General features: G+C 70.9%; 15 protein-coding genes. 9 read left to right on the top strand and 6 right to left on the bottom strand.

Annotation, left to right across the window (positions count from 1 at the left end; all coding sequences use genetic code 11):
- Positions 1–438: 438 nt before the first annotated feature.
- A complete protein-coding gene (locus ACSTA4_RS18725; protein ID WP_444960413.1) occupies positions 439–1,404 on the top strand; it encodes a TIGR03557 family F420-dependent LLM class oxidoreductase in 966 nt (321 codons plus the stop codon).
- Positions 1,405–1,470: 66 nt separating this feature from the next.
- The gene (locus ACSTA4_RS18720) at positions 1,471–2,253 is read left to right on the top strand and encodes a DUF4253 domain-containing protein (protein ID WP_444960412.1); all 783 of its coding nucleotides are present in this window, start codon (positions 1,471–1,473) and stop codon (positions 2,251–2,253) included.
- A 31-nt stretch (positions 2,254–2,284) separates the two neighbouring features.
- Here the strand turns inward: ACSTA4_RS18720 and ACSTA4_RS18715 are convergent, their stop codons facing one another.
- Entirely contained in the window at positions 2,285–2,953 is a 669-nt protein-coding gene (locus tag ACSTA4_RS18715) for a restriction endonuclease (protein ID WP_444960411.1), read from the bottom strand.
- A 225-nt stretch (positions 2,954–3,178) separates the two neighbouring features.
- Between ACSTA4_RS18715 and ACSTA4_RS18710 the strand changes: the two genes are divergently transcribed.
- Positions 3,179–4,165 (top strand): bile acid:sodium symporter family protein, encoded by a 987-nt coding sequence (locus ACSTA4_RS18710; RefSeq protein WP_444960410.1) that lies wholly within the window; start codon positions 3,179–3,181, stop codon positions 4,163–4,165.
- A 388-nt stretch (positions 4,166–4,553) separates the two neighbouring features.
- Positions 4,554–4,808, top strand: a complete 255-nt coding sequence (locus tag ACSTA4_RS18705; protein ID WP_274973806.1) for a hypothetical protein — start codon at positions 4,554–4,556, stop codon at positions 4,806–4,808.
- 24 nt (positions 4,809–4,832) lie between these two features.
- Here ACSTA4_RS18705 and ACSTA4_RS18700 read toward each other — a convergent pair whose 3' ends face one another.
- From ACSTA4_RS18700 to ACSTA4_RS18690, 3 genes are all read right to left on the bottom strand, one after another.
- Positions 4,833–5,417 (bottom strand): hypothetical protein, encoded by a 585-nt coding sequence (locus tag ACSTA4_RS18700; protein WP_444960409.1) that lies wholly within the window; start codon positions 5,415–5,417, stop codon positions 4,833–4,835.
- Positions 5,418–5,538: 121 nt separating this feature from the next.
- Positions 5,539–6,408, bottom strand: coding sequence for an alpha/beta fold hydrolase (locus tag ACSTA4_RS18695; protein WP_444960408.1), 870 nt, complete (start codon positions 6,406–6,408; stop codon positions 5,539–5,541).
- Positions 6,409–7,076: 668 nt separating this feature from the next.
- The gene (locus ACSTA4_RS18690) at positions 7,077–7,328 is read right to left on the bottom strand and encodes a hypothetical protein (RefSeq protein WP_444960407.1); all 252 of its coding nucleotides are present in this window, start codon (positions 7,326–7,328) and stop codon (positions 7,077–7,079) included.
- A gap of 306 nt (positions 7,329–7,634) precedes the next feature.
- On the opposite strand from ACSTA4_RS18690, the gene ACSTA4_RS18685 reads away from it, so the two are divergent.
- Positions 7,635–8,288: a hypothetical protein gene (locus ACSTA4_RS18685; RefSeq protein WP_444960406.1), complete on the top strand. Its 654-nt coding sequence runs from the start codon at positions 7,635–7,637 to the stop codon at positions 8,286–8,288.
- A gap of 124 nt (positions 8,289–8,412) precedes the next feature.
- Here ACSTA4_RS18685 and ACSTA4_RS18680 read toward each other — a convergent pair whose 3' ends face one another.
- Together ACSTA4_RS18680 and ACSTA4_RS18675 are read right to left on the bottom strand one after the other, a co-directional pair.
- A complete protein-coding gene (locus tag ACSTA4_RS18680; protein ID WP_444960405.1) occupies positions 8,413–9,132 on the bottom strand; it encodes a DUF6518 family protein in 720 nt (239 codons plus the stop codon).
- Positions 9,129–9,422, bottom strand: coding sequence for a hypothetical protein (locus ACSTA4_RS18675; RefSeq protein ID WP_444960404.1), 294 nt, complete (start codon positions 9,420–9,422; stop codon positions 9,129–9,131). The genes ACSTA4_RS18680 and ACSTA4_RS18675 overlap by 4 nt, the downstream gene beginning before the upstream one ends.
- A 494-nt stretch (positions 9,423–9,916) precedes the next feature.
- On the opposite strand from ACSTA4_RS18675, the gene ACSTA4_RS18670 reads away from it, so the two are divergent.
- From ACSTA4_RS18670 to ACSTA4_RS18655, 4 genes are all read left to right on the top strand, one after another.
- Positions 9,917–11,506, top strand: coding sequence for a 3'-5' exonuclease (locus ACSTA4_RS18670; protein WP_444960403.1), 1,590 nt, complete (start codon positions 9,917–9,919; stop codon positions 11,504–11,506).
- Positions 11,507–11,842: 336 nt separating this feature from the next.
- Positions 11,843–12,928 carry a type I restriction endonuclease gene (locus tag ACSTA4_RS18665; protein ID WP_444960402.1) on the top strand — a complete coding sequence of 362 codons (1,086 nt, stop codon included), beginning with the start codon at positions 11,843–11,845 and terminating at the stop codon, positions 12,926–12,928.
- 263 nt (positions 12,929–13,191) lie between these two features.
- Positions 13,192–14,238, top strand: a complete 1,047-nt coding sequence (locus ACSTA4_RS18660) for a zinc-binding dehydrogenase (protein WP_444960401.1) — start codon at positions 13,192–13,194, stop codon at positions 14,236–14,238.
- 316 nt (positions 14,239–14,554) lie between these two features.
- Positions 14,555–15,379 (top strand): peptidoglycan recognition protein family protein, encoded by an 825-nt coding sequence (locus ACSTA4_RS18655; RefSeq protein ID WP_444960400.1) that lies wholly within the window; start codon positions 14,555–14,557, stop codon positions 15,377–15,379.
- Positions 15,380–15,522: the final 143 nt, after the last annotated feature.

Genomic DNA, 15,522 nt, shown 5'->3' with positions numbered 1-15,522 from the left:
CGGTGCCGGTGCGTGATCCGTGCGCCGACAACGGCACGCGCCTTTCGCGCGGCCCCGATTTCCGCGGATTCCGGCTTGGAAGGGAAATTGTCCGGCACGACCCGGGTCTTGTGGCAAGCCCCGGGATGCGCTATAGATTGGAAATGGCAGGAGAAGTTTTTTCTCTTTCTGTCACTTTCTGTTATTGAACGACCACCCTTTTGTGGGCCGCTTCGTGCCGCGCCCCGGCCCGGGGTCCTGGTCGCACGGCCCCGATCCGGCGGCGGGCGTGTGTCGCAACCTCCCGGCGAACCCGAACGGTAGTTGTATGGGTGCCCTGAGTGAACGGTGAGTGGTGTCCGGGGCCCGCCTTGTCCCGCCGGTCCGGCCGGGGGCGGGCCCCGCCGGTGCGCGCGGGTCGGCGGGTCGGCGCCCGACACCACCGAACGGGGGAGACGCATGCAGATCGGGTACAAACTGGCGGCCGAGGCCTTCGGCCCGGAGGAACTCGTCCGCCAGGCGGAGCTGGCCGAGCGCGCCGGGTTCGACTTCGTGGAGATCAGCGACCACTACCACCCCTGGCTGGACAACCAGGGCCACTCGCCCTTCGCCTGGACCGTGCTCGGCGCCATCGCGTCCAGGACCGAGCGGATCGGCCTGGCCACCGGGGTGACCTGCCCGACCGTGCGCTACCACCCGGCGATCATCGCCCAGGCCGCCGCGACCCTGGCCCTGCTCTCGAAGGGCCGCTTCGTCCTCGGCGTCGGCTCCGGGGAGCGGCTCAACGAACACGTCGTCGGCCAGGAGTTCCCCGACGCGGTTCAGGTGCGCCACCACATGCTCCGCGAGGCCCTGGAGATCATCCGCCTCCTGTGGGGCGGCGGCTACCAGTCCTACGAGGGCGAGTACCTGCGGCTGGAGGACGCCCGGGTGTTCGACCTGCCCGAGGAGGCGCCGCTGATCGCCGTCGCCGCCAGCGGCGGGCAGTCGGCCAAGCTCGCCGCCGAACTCGGCGACGGGCTGTTCGCCACCGAGCCCAAGTCCGCGATCGTGCGGGACTACCGCGACGCCGGGGGAGACGGCCCCCGCTACGCCGAGGTGCCCATGGCCTGGGCCGAGGACGAGCACACCGCCGCACAGGCGGCCCTGGAGACCTCCCGCTGGGCCCTGACCGGCTGGAAGGTCATGAGCGAGCTGCCCAACCCGGTCAACTTCGCGGCCGCCACCACCACGGTCCGGGAGGAGGACGTGCTGGGGCACTTCGCCTGCGGGCCCGACCCCGAACGCTACGTCGAGGCCGTCCGTAAGTACGTCGACGCGGGCTTCGACCGCCTGGTCATGCAGAACGCGGGGCCCGACCCGGACGGGTTCGTCGACTTCTACCGGCGCGAACTGGACGGACCCCTGCGCGCACTCGCCACCTGAGCGGCCCGGCGGCTCGGGCGCGCCGAGCCGCCGGGATTGTCACCGGGGACGCCTACGGTGGCGGTCATGGATTTCCAGAAGAGGCTGGCCGTCCCGCTTCCGCCCGGACGCACGGTGTCCTCCGAGGACGGCGCCCCGCTGCTGTGGCTGAGCGATGACCCCGCGCCGTTCGGACTGTGGTCCCGGCTGCACGCCGAACACCCCGAGTCCGGGTTGTGGCCGCTGCTCCTGGACGGACTGCACAACGAACCGGACCGGCCCTGGGAGTCCCAGGAGCTGTACCCCGAATCGATCTCCTCGCCCTCCGACCACGACCCGGAGGCGCTGCTCGCCCGGTGGTGGAAGGAGCACGCCTGCGGTGAGGAGACCGATCCCGGTGCTGACCGCTTGTCGGTGATCGCGCCCTACGGGGCGTCCTGGCCGGGACGGGCCCCGGCCGCGCAGATGGAGGAGGACCCCGGGGAGTCCGCCGCCGAGTGCGCCGAGATCATGGTCGAGAACGGAGTGGGCTCGCGCCTGGGGCTGGTCCCGGCGGCCTCGGGCGCTGAGGCCGTGGCCGCGTCAGGATGGGCGGGACCGCTCAACTACGACAACGACACCGCCGTGTTCGCGGCCGTCGTGGCCGACTGGGAACGCCGCTTCGGCGCGCGCGTACTGGGCATGGGCTTCGCCACCCTCACCCTGAGCATCGCGGCTCCGCCCGCTGACACCGAGGCCGCCCTGCGTGCGGCGGCCGAGCACTTCGCTTTCTGCCCGGACAACATCTGGCAGAACACCAACCCCGGCAGGCTGGAGGTTTACGCGGAGCAGTTGGTCGGCTGCCCCGTCTGGCGCTTCTGGTGGGACTGACCGGGCACCGCGGCTTACGGGAACGGGGCACTCACGCCGGAGGCGGTTCGGGCGCGCCCGAACCGCTCATCCACCGCGCCAGCCGCTCCCGGTCCACCAGGGTCATGTACCCCTCGCCCTCACGGGCGGCGGCCTCGGTGAAGCCGTTCGAGGCCACGAACACCCCCCGGTACCCCTCGTAACTGGTGGCCAGGACACCGAGGAAGGCGCGGACCTCGTTCGGGGGCACCGGGCTGTTCCACCGCTTGCACTGCACCACCACGGCCTGCCCGTCCGGCGCCCGGCCCAGCACGTCCACCCCTCCGTCGTCGGCCCCGCCGACCACCGTCACGGCGGTGTAGCCGTGCGTGCGCATCAGTCCCGCGACGTGCTCCTCGAACTCCACACCGGTCATCCGGTCGACCTCCGACAGGTCGACCCGCGCCACCCGCCGCTTCTCCCGGGCCAGGCGCAGCCGCATGCGGCACCACCACAGCAGGGCCGCCGCGCCAAGCGCCGCCACGACCCACAGCAGAGGCCGGGCCGAACTCTGCACGACCCACGCCCCGAGCATCAACGCCACGACCAGACCGAGGAAGAGGCCGTACCGGTGGCGCCACACGAACCGCCACTCCCGAGGGCCGGTCCGGCCCTCGCCCGGGTACCTCCTGTCGGGGTACGTCCTGTCTTCGGCCGCGTCGTCCGGGGAGATGTCGGTCATGGACTGCCCCTTCCCCGTCCGGGCGGTTCGTCACCCGCCCCGGCGCCGGTGCCCTGTGGGGAACGCCACGGCGCGGAGCCGTTTCCGGTCCGGGGCCCGCCCTGACCACCGCCCGCGCGCAACACGGGGACTACCATGGCCGCGCGGCGGCCGACCCTCGCGGCGGCGACCGCCCGGGGAGCGGTGTCCCGCCGCCCCGGGGTACCCACGGGAAGTAGTCCTTCGATGTCAGTTCTCACGCGCGTCGCCGACCTCGTCGGCAGGTGGTTCGCCCTGCTGGTCCTCGCCGGAGGGATCGTGGGCCTGGCCGCCCCCGGGCAGGCCGCCCTCCTCGCCCCCTACATCTCCCTGCTGCTCGGGGTGATCATGTTCGGGATGGGGCTGAGCATGCGTCCCGTGGACTTCGCGATCGTGGCCAGACATCCCAAGGCCGTCGTCCTCGGCGTCCTGGCCCAGTACACGGTGATGCCGCTCCTGGGCTGGGGGATCGCCCAGGCCCTCGGCCTGCCGCCGCTGCTCGTGGTGGGCATGGTCCTGGTCGGCTCCGCCCCCGGCGGCACCGCCTCCAACGTCATCGTCTACCTCGCCCGCGGCGACGTGGCCCTGTCGGTGGCGATGACCTCGATCTCCACCCTGCTCGCCCCGCTGCTGACCCCGCTCCTGGTCCTGGCCCTGGCCGGTTCCACCCTGCCCGTCGCCGCCGGAGACCTGTTCGTCTCCATCCTCCAGGTCGTCCTGGTCCCGGTCCTGGCCGGACTGCTGCTGCGCATGGCCGCGCGCCGGTTCGTGGAGAGGATCCTGCCCGTCCTGCCGCTGGTGTCCGTCATCGGCATCGTCGTCGTGGTCGCCGCTGTGGTGGGCGCCAACGCCGACGCCGTGCTCTCCTCCGGCCTCCTGGTCGCCTTGGCCGTGGTGCTGCACAACTCCCTGGGCCTGGCGCTCGGCTACCTGATCGGCGTGGTCACCAAGCTGCCCGAGGCCGCCCGCCGCGCGGTCAGCGTCGAGGTGGGGATGCAGAACTCCGGTCTGGCCGCGGCCCTGGCGACCGCCCACTTCGCGCCGCTCGCCGCCCTGCCCGGCGCCCTGTTCTCGGTCTGGCACAACATCTCCGGCGCGCTCGTGGCCACATACTGGGCCCGCCGCCCGCCCGCGGACGCCCCGGCCGAGTCCGCGCCGACCGGGAGCGGCACGGAGGGCTCGCCCGGGGCCTGATTCCGAACCCCGCTCCGCCCGCCTCCCGCTCCGCCCGCCTCCCGCTCCGCCCGCTCCCGCCCCGGCCCGAGGATGCCTCCTCGCGCCGGGGCCGCTTATCCCGGTGGACGGGTCGCCGCCAGCCCCCGGCCGAGGCCCTCCCTACCCGTACCGTCCTCCTCGCCACCCGCGCCCGCGCCGGGCGCGGGCATGCTGCGGGCGCGGGCACGCTGCGGGACGCGGCGGGCGGCGCCGGGGTTCATCCCCGGAACGCGGGTCTCCACCTCACCGACCGAACCGGTTACCCGGGCACAACACGGTTCACACGTGCAGTCCCTGGCCTGAACCGGACACCTCTCCTTGCGTGATCGACCCACCACACAAGGCGACGGCTGCCAGGCTGGTGCCCATGCCCGAGCGACACCGTCGGTTCCTGCTCCCCTGCTCCGGACTCCTCGCGCTCGCCCTCACCGCCGCGCTGGGAAACCCCCACGTCCTCCTCGCGCCGTGCGCCCCTCCCGCGCACACCACGCCCGTCACCGCACCCGCCGCGGAGGCCGACCCGCGCCGCAAGGCCCTCCGCGACCGCGTGCGAGGCCGCTGCCCACACCCCCGCAGGCCCGAACGCGGGATCATCCCGCACCCCCGCTGCTCCTACGACTGACGCACGCGCCCTTTCGCAGGGGTCTCACGGTTCCGGGGGCGCGCTCCGGCGCAACCACGCCCTCCTCAGGAGTGCGGTACCCAGGCCCAACGCGGCCTGGGCGAACACCAGACCGAATCCGAGGCAGAAGAGGTTGAAGAGGACGAACCCGAGGATCGACGTGGTGACACCGCTCCCGAACCCAGCGTCCGCGTAGGCGCGGTCCGCCTCCGTGGTCAGCATCCAGGACGGCTCACCGGGGACGAGACGGGCCGTCTCCAGACGGCCGGGCTCACAGGGCCCCGACAGGTACAGGTGGACGCCGGTCCGCACGGGACCGTCGTCCGCGGAACGGAAGACACCCAGGCACAGCGAGCCCCCATCCGAGAGGGGCACCGACTCGGTGACCTCAAGGACGCCCTCCTGCCCGGCCCAGCCGTAGGCGGCTCCCAGAGCCCGCAGCTCATGGCCCGAGAACCGCACCGACACCGGGATGAACGCGCAGGCCAGCGCCGCGCTGGCCAGGAACACGACGAACGCCTTCTCCGGTGACAGAAGTCCGATGTCTCCTGCCCAAGCCCTCCGCCAGCCCATGCGCGCCTCCCCGCCGCCTCCGCTCCGCCGGGACACGGCCACCCCTTCGGACGCGCGGGGCGGGCAGCGGGTTCGCCCGCGCCGCAGGGCTTCTCCGCCCGTGCCGCACGGCCCGACGCCGCCCCGCCCCGCGCAGGACCGGATCCGGCGCCGGGCCTCAGGCGTCCTCCGTCAGGACACGGCGCAGGACGGCGGCGAAGGCGTCGGGGTCACCCTTCATGCCGAACTCGCCGCCGAGGAAACCGGCGTGGTGGCTGGGGAAGGTGACGACCTCCGTTCCGAGCCGCTCGGCCACGGCCTCGGCCGCCCGGTTGCACAGCTCACCCACGCTCTCGGCCCCGGCTCCGACGACGATGCGCGTCGACGCCGCGCGCAGCCGGTCGACGTCGTGCTGGAAGTGGGTGCACGGGATGAGCTGCCCGAGCATCGGGTCGTCGCGGGAACCGTCGTCCTCTGCGGGCAGTCCGAAATCGGCGGGGTTCGGAGCGGGCCGGTCGGTGAAGTCGGCCGGAAGCGGCCCCTTGTGGTTGATGAGCGCGAGGAACTTCGCCATCGCGGGGCCCAAGCCGTCGCGTTCGTACGTTCGGCGGATGTCCACGCTCGCGGCCAGTGCCTCTTCCCGGTCAGGCAGCACCTGGACGGCGGGCGGTTCGTGCGCCACGAGAGTGCGTACCTGCTCCGGATACCGGGCCACCAGGGCCAGGGCGTTGACGGCGCCGCCGCTGCTGGCGAAGAGGTCCACCGGCCCGGCGCCGAGGGCCGAGACCAGCCGGTGCAGGTCGTCCGCGTGCTCCTCGGGTGTGCCCCCGGCTCCGCCGTCGGCGCGCTCGCTGCGCCCGACCCCGCGGGGATCGTAGGTCACGACCGTGCGGTCGGTGAAGTGCCGGGCCAGGGTGGTGAACCCGCTGGCGTCCATCGGAGAGCCGATCAGCAGCAGGACGGGCGATCCGGCTGACGAGCCGCTCCGAACGTCGTAGCGCAGAACGGCGCCCGGCACGTCCAGGGTGTGCGTCTTCGTCTCTGTCATCAGGTGTCCTCTCCGAGAACGCTGTCGTCTCCTGCCCATAGTGACTATCCGGAGTGACAGAACTCATCGGCCCACCCTGGACATGTTCGACCGGTCCGAGGACGACACGTACCGGGTCGAACCGCTCCTGGCCCGTTGTTGGCGGAACCGGGAGTTCTAGACGGCACGGGTGGGGCGGGCGCCGGTGCCAGCCCCAGCCGGGTTCAGGTTTCCTTCGGAAGGTCGTCGACCCGGGCGACGGACGGATGGTCAGCTCCGTGCAGGCGCACCAGGTCCGCGCGCAGTTCGCGCAGGGGCCCGGCACTTTCGGCCAGTCGTCCCAGGGCCAGTTCGAGCCCCCGATCTGGCGGCGGAGCTTCAGCGGGCGGTGGCCGTCGGGACCATAGGCCGCGACCTCGTCGTCGAGCAGGGAGGCCAGACCGTTCAGGGCGGGTTCCTCATCCCCGCCCATAGCCGGGTAGGTGGCGTCCTGGAAAAGACACCGGAAGACCAGGCTCTGATCCTCCTCTCCGGGTGCAGGGCCGCGTACTCTGCCGGCTCCATCTCGACCACGTAGCTGGTGCGGCGCGCCTTGGGGTGACGGAGGAAAATCCCTTGGTGTTGGGGAAGATCGGCAGGAACGCCAGGTAGTCGGTGTTCATCGGGCTTCTTCACGGGACGGCATCGGCTCACGCGGCACAGGCGGGATCACGCTCCGCCGCCTGCTGGTCGAGGGTGAGGTCGTCTGACCACACTCCCACGCGGTGGTTCAGCGAGGCCGGTGCGCCGAACCCTCCCAGTTGGTGCAGCACGTCCAGCGCGGCCAGAGAGGAGGTCGGCATATTCACCGGGCTGTTGAAAGGCGCCTGATAATGGCCGTTGATCCGTGCGACGAGGGCGGCCAGTTCACGCTGTCCTTGGGGGCACACCGCATAGCCCACGGGCGCGTACCTCCGTCACGGGGGAGTGCCAGCTCAGGTCTTCTGCTCTGACCGCAGGGTCACATCCGGCTGACACCAGCGCCCACACGGAGTCACCCGCCGGGTGATACCGGGTTCCACCGCCACCGTGGACAGTGGAGACGGTCTGCCTCCTCTGGTAGGCCGTCGACCCCCGGAGGCACTGTGGTGCACAACCACGCCTGTGCGAACGCCCGAAAGCCCGGTTGCTCGTGCTCCGGTTGCGGAGGAAGCCTGCACGGCTGGCCCGGTCACCTCGAACTGTCGCGCAGACCTCCCGAAGAGCGCGTGGTTCGCCGCGAGAGCGCCCAACAGGACTGGTACGCCGCCGTGGGCTCCGACGAACAGACCAGACGCGAGCACCTGGCCGCCCCCACTCCGCGGATGCTCGACTGCGCCGTGGAGGCCGCCAGGGTCGGCGTGGCCGACCACCTCGCCGCGCGCCCCGCCAGGGTGGACAGGATCCGGGAGTTCGGTGGCCTGCTCAACACCCAGGTGTTCAGCATGGTCAAGAGCGAGGCAGCCCGTCGTGCTGTTCGAAACCCCGAACTGGCGCGGGTCGCCGAGGCCCTGCCCGGACACTTCTGGTGCTCCCTGCTGGCTGCTCTGGTCGGTGCCTTCGACCGGGTGGACCAGGCCGTCGACAAGATTCCGGCCCAGGCACGCGAGCTGCTCCAGGAGGAGGCACCGCCGGGCTGGGGCCCGGCCCAGGAACTGATCGCCGACACCGCTCTGGAAGCGGTCTGGGAGTGCGCCGCCGTGTTCCTCGCCCTGTGGCGGCCGGGCGAGCTCCTCCTCGTCATGCGGATACTCGCCGTCCTCATCTGCCCGGACCCGGCTCGACACCCGGAAGTCGTCCGTGCGTGTCTGCTCCCCCTGGGCCGAGGCATCCTCCAGGACGCGGTCACCCTCATGCTCCACCAGAGCCTCACCCCGCAGTAGGCTGCCGTTCCAGCGGCCTTTCGCACCGCTCGATCTGTTCAGAAGGGCCTTCTACCCTCGGGCCAGGTCCTGTTCCAATCCCCGACACCCCGGTGCGGATCACCCGCTTACCTGCGCACGGGTCTCAGTAGTCTCCGCTCGCGAACCACGCGAGTGAGAACACGGACAACATGCCGAAGGCGAACGGGACACTCAGCACGGCCGCCCACACCAGTGCCGCGCTCCGGGCGGCCCATCCACGGCACAGCGCCAGGAGGAGCAGTGCCAGGACCCCTTCGAGGAGAAGCACGCCCAGGTGGACCTCCTCCCCGCCGAACCTCGCGTACGCCCTGGCGCTCATCCACAGGAAGACCGAGATCAGCCCGAGGGGAAAGCCCACAGCGAAGGCCCTGACGCCCGTGGCGCGCGACCGGGACCTGTTGCCGAGGAACCCCAGGAGCGCCCCCGTGGCCGACCCGACGAGCACCCAGACCCAGTACTCCCGCATGCCGTAGTCGCCGGCTGCCAGGTGCGTGGTGGCCACGTGCCCGAGAACGGCGGACAGGTACGTGACCGAACCCGCGATGGCCGCCGCCCGAGAACGGACCGCGGTCCAACCGATCAGGAACGGCGGTGTGACATAGAGGCCGACGGACCATTCCAGGAACGGGAGCCCCTCGGAACTGAGACCGTCGACGAACACCGCGAGCACTCCGCAGATGAGGCCCGTTCCCACGGACAGCGCCAGGAACAGGCCCAGGTGCCGATCCAGGAAGTCGCGGATGACGGAGAGAGGCTCTTTCCGGGGCCTGTTCTCTCCGCCCGCCTGCCCGCTGCGAGGAGAAGGGGTGGGGTCCGTGTTCACTGGGGAGTGCCTCCTGTCAGCACCTCGCCCAGATAGCTGAGCGTCTCCTCGTCCGTGAAGTACCCGCTGTGGCCGGTGTCCGCTTCGGGGTCGAGTCTGTTGCCCAGTTCCTCGCCGGGATTGTCCGGGTTCTCAAAGAACCCATCGTCGTGTAGCGGGCTCCCGACCCCCTCGAGTTGCTGCGCACCAGTGCGCCGCCGCACCGGGCTCCGCCCCCGGACGTGAGCGCCTTTCTGGAGGACCTCGGCACCGATCACATAGCCCTGTTGGAGAAGGTGGGCTTCCTCCACGAAGCGCTCTGAACGAAGCGGGCATGTGCGCTGTCGCAACCGAACACCGCCGGAACCGCGCCGGGGGTCCTCGGAAAGCTCCGGCACAGCACCGTGCGCGGAGTCGGCCGAAGAGCCTGAGCCGTGTGTCGGGGCGGTGCCGCGTCTTCTCCGCAGTGCCGAGAACCGGGAGGCCCGCCACGTTCATCCGGTCTGTCGGGTGCCGTTGCGACAACTGAAGCTTTATTGTTAACAACATTCACAAGGTAGATGTGTATGTTATTTTCGATGCCATCGCAGCAGACCCTCGATGATGTGACGGCGGCGGGGGCCTTCGGGTTGACCTGGATCGGCTGTCCGTTCCCAGACAGGGCTTTGGTCCCGAAAGGGATGCCGTCCTGTCGCGATGGATCGGAGGACGCGGTGACGAAGGAGAAGTCCACCCCCGAGGACGGCCGTGCTTCCCCCTGCCCTCTCCCGAGCGGCCCCCTCGAACTCCCGCATCGGAGGTACGCATGTTCACCCACGGCCGCCTGACCCGGGGCCAGGGAACCGATCCGCGGCGGATGCTGTTCGCCGTCCTGGACGTGGAGACCACCGGGCTCGACCCCCGCGCAGGGCATCGGATCTGTGAGGTGGCCGTGGTGCGCATGCGCGGCGACGGCACGGTCGTCGACGAGTACGCGACCCTGGTCGACCCCGGGCGCCCCCTCACGGGGGAGGAGTTCCACGGCATCACCCCCGCCCAGGCGGCCGACGCGCCCGCTTTCGCCGACATCGCCGGCGACCTGGTGACCTACCTGTCCGACGCGGTGGTCGTCGCGCACAACCTGCCCTTCGAGGAGCGGTTCCTCGAAGCGGAGCTCCAGGCGTTGGGCATGCGTCCCTCAGGACTGCCTGGACTGTGCACGCTCCAGGCCTTCCGCGCCCACCTGGACCGGTACGCCTACCGCCAGCACCAGCTCTACCAGCTGATGACCGGGGAGTGGATGCAGGGCCAGCACCACGCCCTGGCCGACGCACGCCACCTCGCCCGCATGCTCTCGGTACTGGTGAACGACAGTCCCCAGCCGCTCGCCTGGATCGGAACCGGGCCGGTGCCCGCGCCGCAGGTGCCCCGCAGCGGACGGATCGCTCCGCGCACCAGCGACCTCCGCAAGGGTCAGGAGGGGTGGCTGGCCAACCTGGCCGCCGGACTGCCCGACATGAACCCCTCGCCCCGCCCCCTTCCCCAGGGCGTGGCCGCCTACCGTTCCATGCTGGGGCACGCCCTGGCGGACGGGAGGATCGTCGGCGACGAGGCGCAACGGCTGGCCCTGCTCGCCACCCGGGCCGGGTTCACCCGGTCCACGTTGCGCCGGGTGCACGAGCAGGTGCTCCTGGAGGCGCGCGCCCGCGCCGAGGCCGACGGGCGGGTCACCTCCACCGAACTCAGGGAGTTGGAGAAGGCCGCCAGGAACCTGGGCGCGGGACACGTCATCCAGGACCTGCTCTACGTCGCCGACCAGGAGAAGGCGCGCAGGAACGGCCCGCTCAAGGGCTGGCGGATCGTGCCCGCGGGGGAGGACGGTTCGGTGAACGCGGTCGTGGACTTCGCGGTCTCCCACGGCGCGACGGTCGGGGTGAACGTCACCAAGACGGTGCGGCTGGTCATCGCCGAACCGGGAACGGACGACGTGAAGGTCCGCAGGGCCCAGGACGCAGACATCCGGGTGGCGACCCCCGCCGAGGCCTGGGACCTGCTGAAGGCGGCCGTCGACAAGGCGGAGCGCGGCCTGTTCGACGACGGGACCGGGGTGATGGTCGCCGCCCAGCTCCGCGCCGAGCAGCAGGAGGAGGCGGACAGGAAGCCCTGGCAGGCGTTCTGGCGCCCCCGCGAGCTGTCCGACCGGCAGTACCACGAACAGTTCGTGGCGCCCTTCGAACGCCGTGACCGTGCCGCGTCACACGAGCGCCGATCCGACCGGGGACCGCACAGGATCAACGCCCGCGTCACCGTGGAGCCGCAGAAGAAGAGCAGCGGTGGCTGCGCGGGCGCGGCGCTGCTCTTCCTGGCCACGGTTTCGGGGGCGGCCACCGTGGCCTCCCGGTTCTGGCCGTTCTAGCGGGGTGACCACGAGGGTCCAGCGGTTCGCCGCGCACCGCACCGGGCCCACCCGGGTGGGGAGAGGAGGACAGGAGCTCCGACGGGGGCGCCCACTGAACAGGGTGCGCTTCGTCCGACAGGGGGGAAGGAGCACTTCGGTGTTCTCCTCGCCGGACGAACCCTCCCGTCCGCGGGCCCGGAATGTGGTTCGCCCGTTTCCTCGCCGGTGGGGGCGGGCTCTTTCGGGGTGCTCCGAGTTATTGGAGGCACCGTTGTAACGAATGTGTCGACCTGTGGATTCGGTCCTTTCCCCCTTGCTAGGGTGCGCTGACCGGGTTGCCGTAGAAGGGCCGTTATGGAATTCGACGAGAAGGTTTCCGCGCTCAGTGCCAAGGTGCAGAAGCAGCGTGATATGACCCAGACCGAGGAGGCGGCCAAGAACGCCTTCGTCATGCCCTTCATCGCGACCGTCCTCGGATACGACGTCTTCGATCCGCGCGAGGTGGTGCCCGAGTTCACCGCTGACGTCGGCATGAAGAAGGGCGAGAAGGTCGACTACGCCATCATGCGCGACAACGAAGTGCAGATGCTCATCGAGTGCAAGAAGGCGAACGGTGAGTTGCGGATCGAGCACGCCTCGCAGCTCTACCGCTACTTCTCCGTCACCAACGCGCGGATCGCGGTCCTCACCAACGGCGTGGAATACCAGTTCTACACCGACCTCGAAGCGCCCAACCGCATGGACTCCAAGCCGTTCATGGTGCTCGACCTCGGCGACGTGGACGAGACCCTGCTTCCCGAACTCCACAAGCTGACGAAGGCCTCCTTCGACCTGACCTCGGTCATCGACGCGGCGGAGAAGCTCAAGTACCTCGGGGCGATCAAGCGCGCTCTGGCCGACCAGTTCCAGGACCCCGAGGACGAGTGGGTCAAGTTCTTCGCCAGCCGCGTCTACGACAAGTCCTTCACCAAGCGGGCCCGCGAACAGTTCACGCCGCTCGTCAAGGAGGCCGCCTCCGCCTTCCTCGACGACCAGGTCAACGTCCGGCTGAAGAAGGCGCTGGAGTCCACGCGTCCCCAGCAGGAGGAGACGGCGCCGGTCAGCGGCGAGGAGGTCGCGGAGGAGGACCTGGAACGCGGTAGCGGCATCGAGACCACCCTGGAGGAACTGGAGGGCTACCAGGTCGTCAAGGCGATCGCGTGCAGCGAGGTCAAGCCGCAGCGTGTCACGCAACGGGACTCCAAGAGCTACTTCGCCGTCCTGCTGGACGACAACAACCGGAAGCCGATCGCACGCCTGCATTTCAACGCCAGGTCGAAGAAGTACCTCGGCACCTTCGACGCCGACAAGAACGAGACCCGGCACCCCCTGGGGTCGATCGACGAGATCTACCTCCACGCGGAGAGGATCCGCGAGTCGGTGCGCAACTACCTCGTCTGAGGTCCGGGCGGTCCGGCGGCCGTGCAGCTTCGGGCCGCTCCTTCCGGGTCCCGCCCGGGAAGGAGCGGCCCGCTTTCGCGCGCTCCTTCCATTAGGCCGCGCCGAACCGGGACGGCCGCCACCACCGCGCCCACCGTCAGACCGCGGCGTCGAGGCGCCACCGATGCCGTGTTCGGGCGGAACGCCTGGTCAGGGATCGCGACTCCGTGTCCGCGGCGGGTCCGTGTTGGAACGGTGTTGTGTGAGGATGCCACGATGGGTGCATGGGACGGATGAGAGCGGTCGTGCTCACCGCGCACGGCGGACCGGAGGTACTGCACGCACGGAGTGACTGGCCCCGACCCGTACCGGGTACCGGCGAGGTGCTGGTCCGGGTCCTGGCGGCGGCGGTCAACAACACCGACGTCTGGACGCGGGAGGGAGCCTACGGCCTGCCCGGTGACCCCGACGCGCGGGCCGGTTGGCGCGGCCCCCTCCGTTTCCCGCGCGTGCAGGGCGGTGACATCTGCGGTGTGATCGCCGAGGCGGGCCCGGGCGTCGACGCCGACCGGGTGGGCCAGCGCGTCCTGGTGGACCCGGCCCTGTACCGCGACCACACGCGCGACGCGCCGCCGGTGGGACTGCTCGGCAGCGAGGCCGACGGCGGCTTCGCCGAGTTCGTGGTCGTGACCGCCGAGCAGGCCCACGACGTGACCGGTTCGCCGCTGTCCGACGAACAGTTGGCCGCCCTCCCGGTGGCCTACGGCACCGCCATGGGGATGCTGGAACGCGCGGACGTCACTGCTGGTGAGACGGTCGTGGTCACCGGTGCCTCCGGTGGTGTCGGTCTTGCTCTGGTACAGCTCGCCGCCGCACGCGGTGCGAACGTCCTCGCGGTCACCAGTGGAGACAAGGCCGCCGAGGTGCTCGCCGCCGGAGCCTCGCACACCGTCGACCGAGGCGGTGGCCTCGCCGAGCAGATCGACCGGTGCGCTCCCGGAGGCGTTGACGCGGTCGCCGACGTGGTCGGCGGTCCGTTGGTCTCCCAGCTCATGCCGCTGGTCCGTGACGACGGGCGGTGGGTCGTGGCCGGGGCGGTCGCCGGACCGGTCGTCGAGTTCGACCTGCGTCGGCTGTACCTGCACAACATCAGCCTCATCGGCTCGTCGATGCACACCCGCGAACACTTCGCCGTGCTGTTGCGTGCGGCGCGAGGCGGCACGGTCCAGCCCGTGATCGCGGCCCGGTACGCGCTGGACGACCTGGCCACGGCACAGGAGCAGTTCACGCGCCACCAGCACGTCGGAAAGATCGTCGTCACGATCGACTGACCCCGAGGGTGTCGAAGCCGGACGTCCTCGCCAGCTCGCCCCCGTCGCGGCTGTCGGCTGCTCCGGTCTCCCGTTTGCCGAAAGGCCGGTGCCTCCTGGCCGCGCCGGGCGGGAAAGGAAGGGGAAAGGCGGGAATCCCCATCCCGCCTTTCCTGCCGCCCCTACAACATCGAACGGAATCCGGCCACCGGGTCTGTGGGTTGCTTTTCCGGCCGGAAGCGGTCACAGAAATACACGATGTGACCCTTTGCGCACCGTAGGGTCCGTGTTTTTTCATTAACTGGCAAGTAACCCCCGCTATCCCCTGAGGATCCCCATGACCACCACCCACGGGTCAGGTCCGGACAGGCGCAGCATCCTGCGCGCGGCCACCATCGCCTCAGCCACCGCCGCCCTCGGCGCGGTCGGCGCCACAAGCGCCTTCGCCCAACCGGCCGACACGAGCGCCGCCGTCCAGGCGGCCCAGCCCTACCTGTACTGGCGGGGCGCCTGGGGCGCACGCCCGCCGAGCAGCCCCATCCAGGTCCTGGCCGCCGCGCCCCGCTACATCGTGGTCCACCACACCGCGACGCCCAACAGCACCGACTACTCGCTCGACCACGCCCTGAACCTGTCCAGGTCTATCCAGAACCACCACATGGACACCAACGGGTGGAGCGACACCGGCCAGCAGTTGACCATCAGCCGCGGCGGCTACGTCATGGAGGGCCGCGACCGCACGCCGGAGGCCATCGCGGCGGGCGACCACGTCGTGGGCGCCCACGTGGCCAACCACAACAACACCTGCATCGGCATCGAGAACGAGGGCCTGTACACCAGCGTGGGCCCGACCGCCGCCCTGACCGACGCGCTGGTGCAGACCCTGGCGTGGCTGTGCGGCGCCTACGGGCTCAACCCCCACAGCGCCATCCTGGGCCACCGCGACTTCAACGCCACCGCCTGCCCCGGCGACGTGCTGTACTCCAGGCTCCCCGAGCTGCGCGACAGGGCCGCCCAGACGATGCGGACCCTGGGCATCGCCATCGCCGCCCGCCCGGAGCCGGGCGAGGACGGCCCCACCTACCCGCCCGTGCCCGACGCCGAGCCCGAACGCGAGTTCTACCACGGCCCCGCCCGGGGACCGGACGACTTCTCCCGCTAGGCGCACCCGGCCCACCGGGTCGGTCACGCGGAACCAGCCTCCCCTCCTGCCCGGCGGACACCGAGCCCCCGTGTCCGCTCACCCCCGTACGAGCGCGCAGCCCCGGGCGACGGGTCCGGACACGTGCTCCCGGCCGCTGTCCG

It is taken from the genome of Nocardiopsis sp. M1B1 (assembly GCF_052466615.1).
The sequence above is the reverse complement of the archived record's forward strand: the minus strand, read 5'-3'. Positions and strand labels throughout refer to the sequence as shown.

Bases quoted from the DNA above. Each gene is read 5' to 3' on its own strand.
- ACSTA4_RS18725 (WP_444960413.1), top strand. From the start codon at position 439: ATGCAGATCGGGTACAAACTGGCGGCCGAGGCCTTCGGCCCGGAGGAA.
- ACSTA4_RS18720 (WP_444960412.1), top strand. From the start codon at position 1,471: ATGGATTTCCAGAAGAGGCTGGCCGTCCCGCTTCCGCCCGGACGCACG.
- ACSTA4_RS18715 (WP_444960411.1), bottom strand. From the start codon at position 2,953: ATGACCGACATCTCCCCGGACGACGCGGCCGAAGACAGGACGTACCCC.
- ACSTA4_RS18710 (WP_444960410.1), top strand. From the start codon at position 3,179: ATGTCAGTTCTCACGCGCGTCGCCGACCTCGTCGGCAGGTGGTTCGCC.
- ACSTA4_RS18705 (WP_274973806.1), top strand. From the start codon at position 4,554: ATGCCCGAGCGACACCGTCGGTTCCTGCTCCCCTGCTCCGGACTCCTC.
- ACSTA4_RS18695 (WP_444960408.1), bottom strand. From the start codon at position 6,408: ATGACAGAGACGAAGACGCACACCCTGGACGTGCCGGGCGCCGTTCTG.
- ACSTA4_RS18670 (WP_444960403.1), top strand. From the start codon at position 9,917: ATGTTCACCCACGGCCGCCTGACCCGGGGCCAGGGAACCGATCCGCGG.
- ACSTA4_RS18665 (WP_444960402.1), top strand. From the start codon at position 11,843: ATGGAATTCGACGAGAAGGTTTCCGCGCTCAGTGCCAAGGTGCAGAAG.
- ACSTA4_RS18660 (WP_444960401.1), top strand. From the start codon at position 13,192: ATGGGACGGATGAGAGCGGTCGTGCTCACCGCGCACGGCGGACCGGAG.
- ACSTA4_RS18655 (WP_444960400.1), top strand. From the start codon at position 14,555: ATGACCACCACCCACGGGTCAGGTCCGGACAGGCGCAGCATCCTGCGC.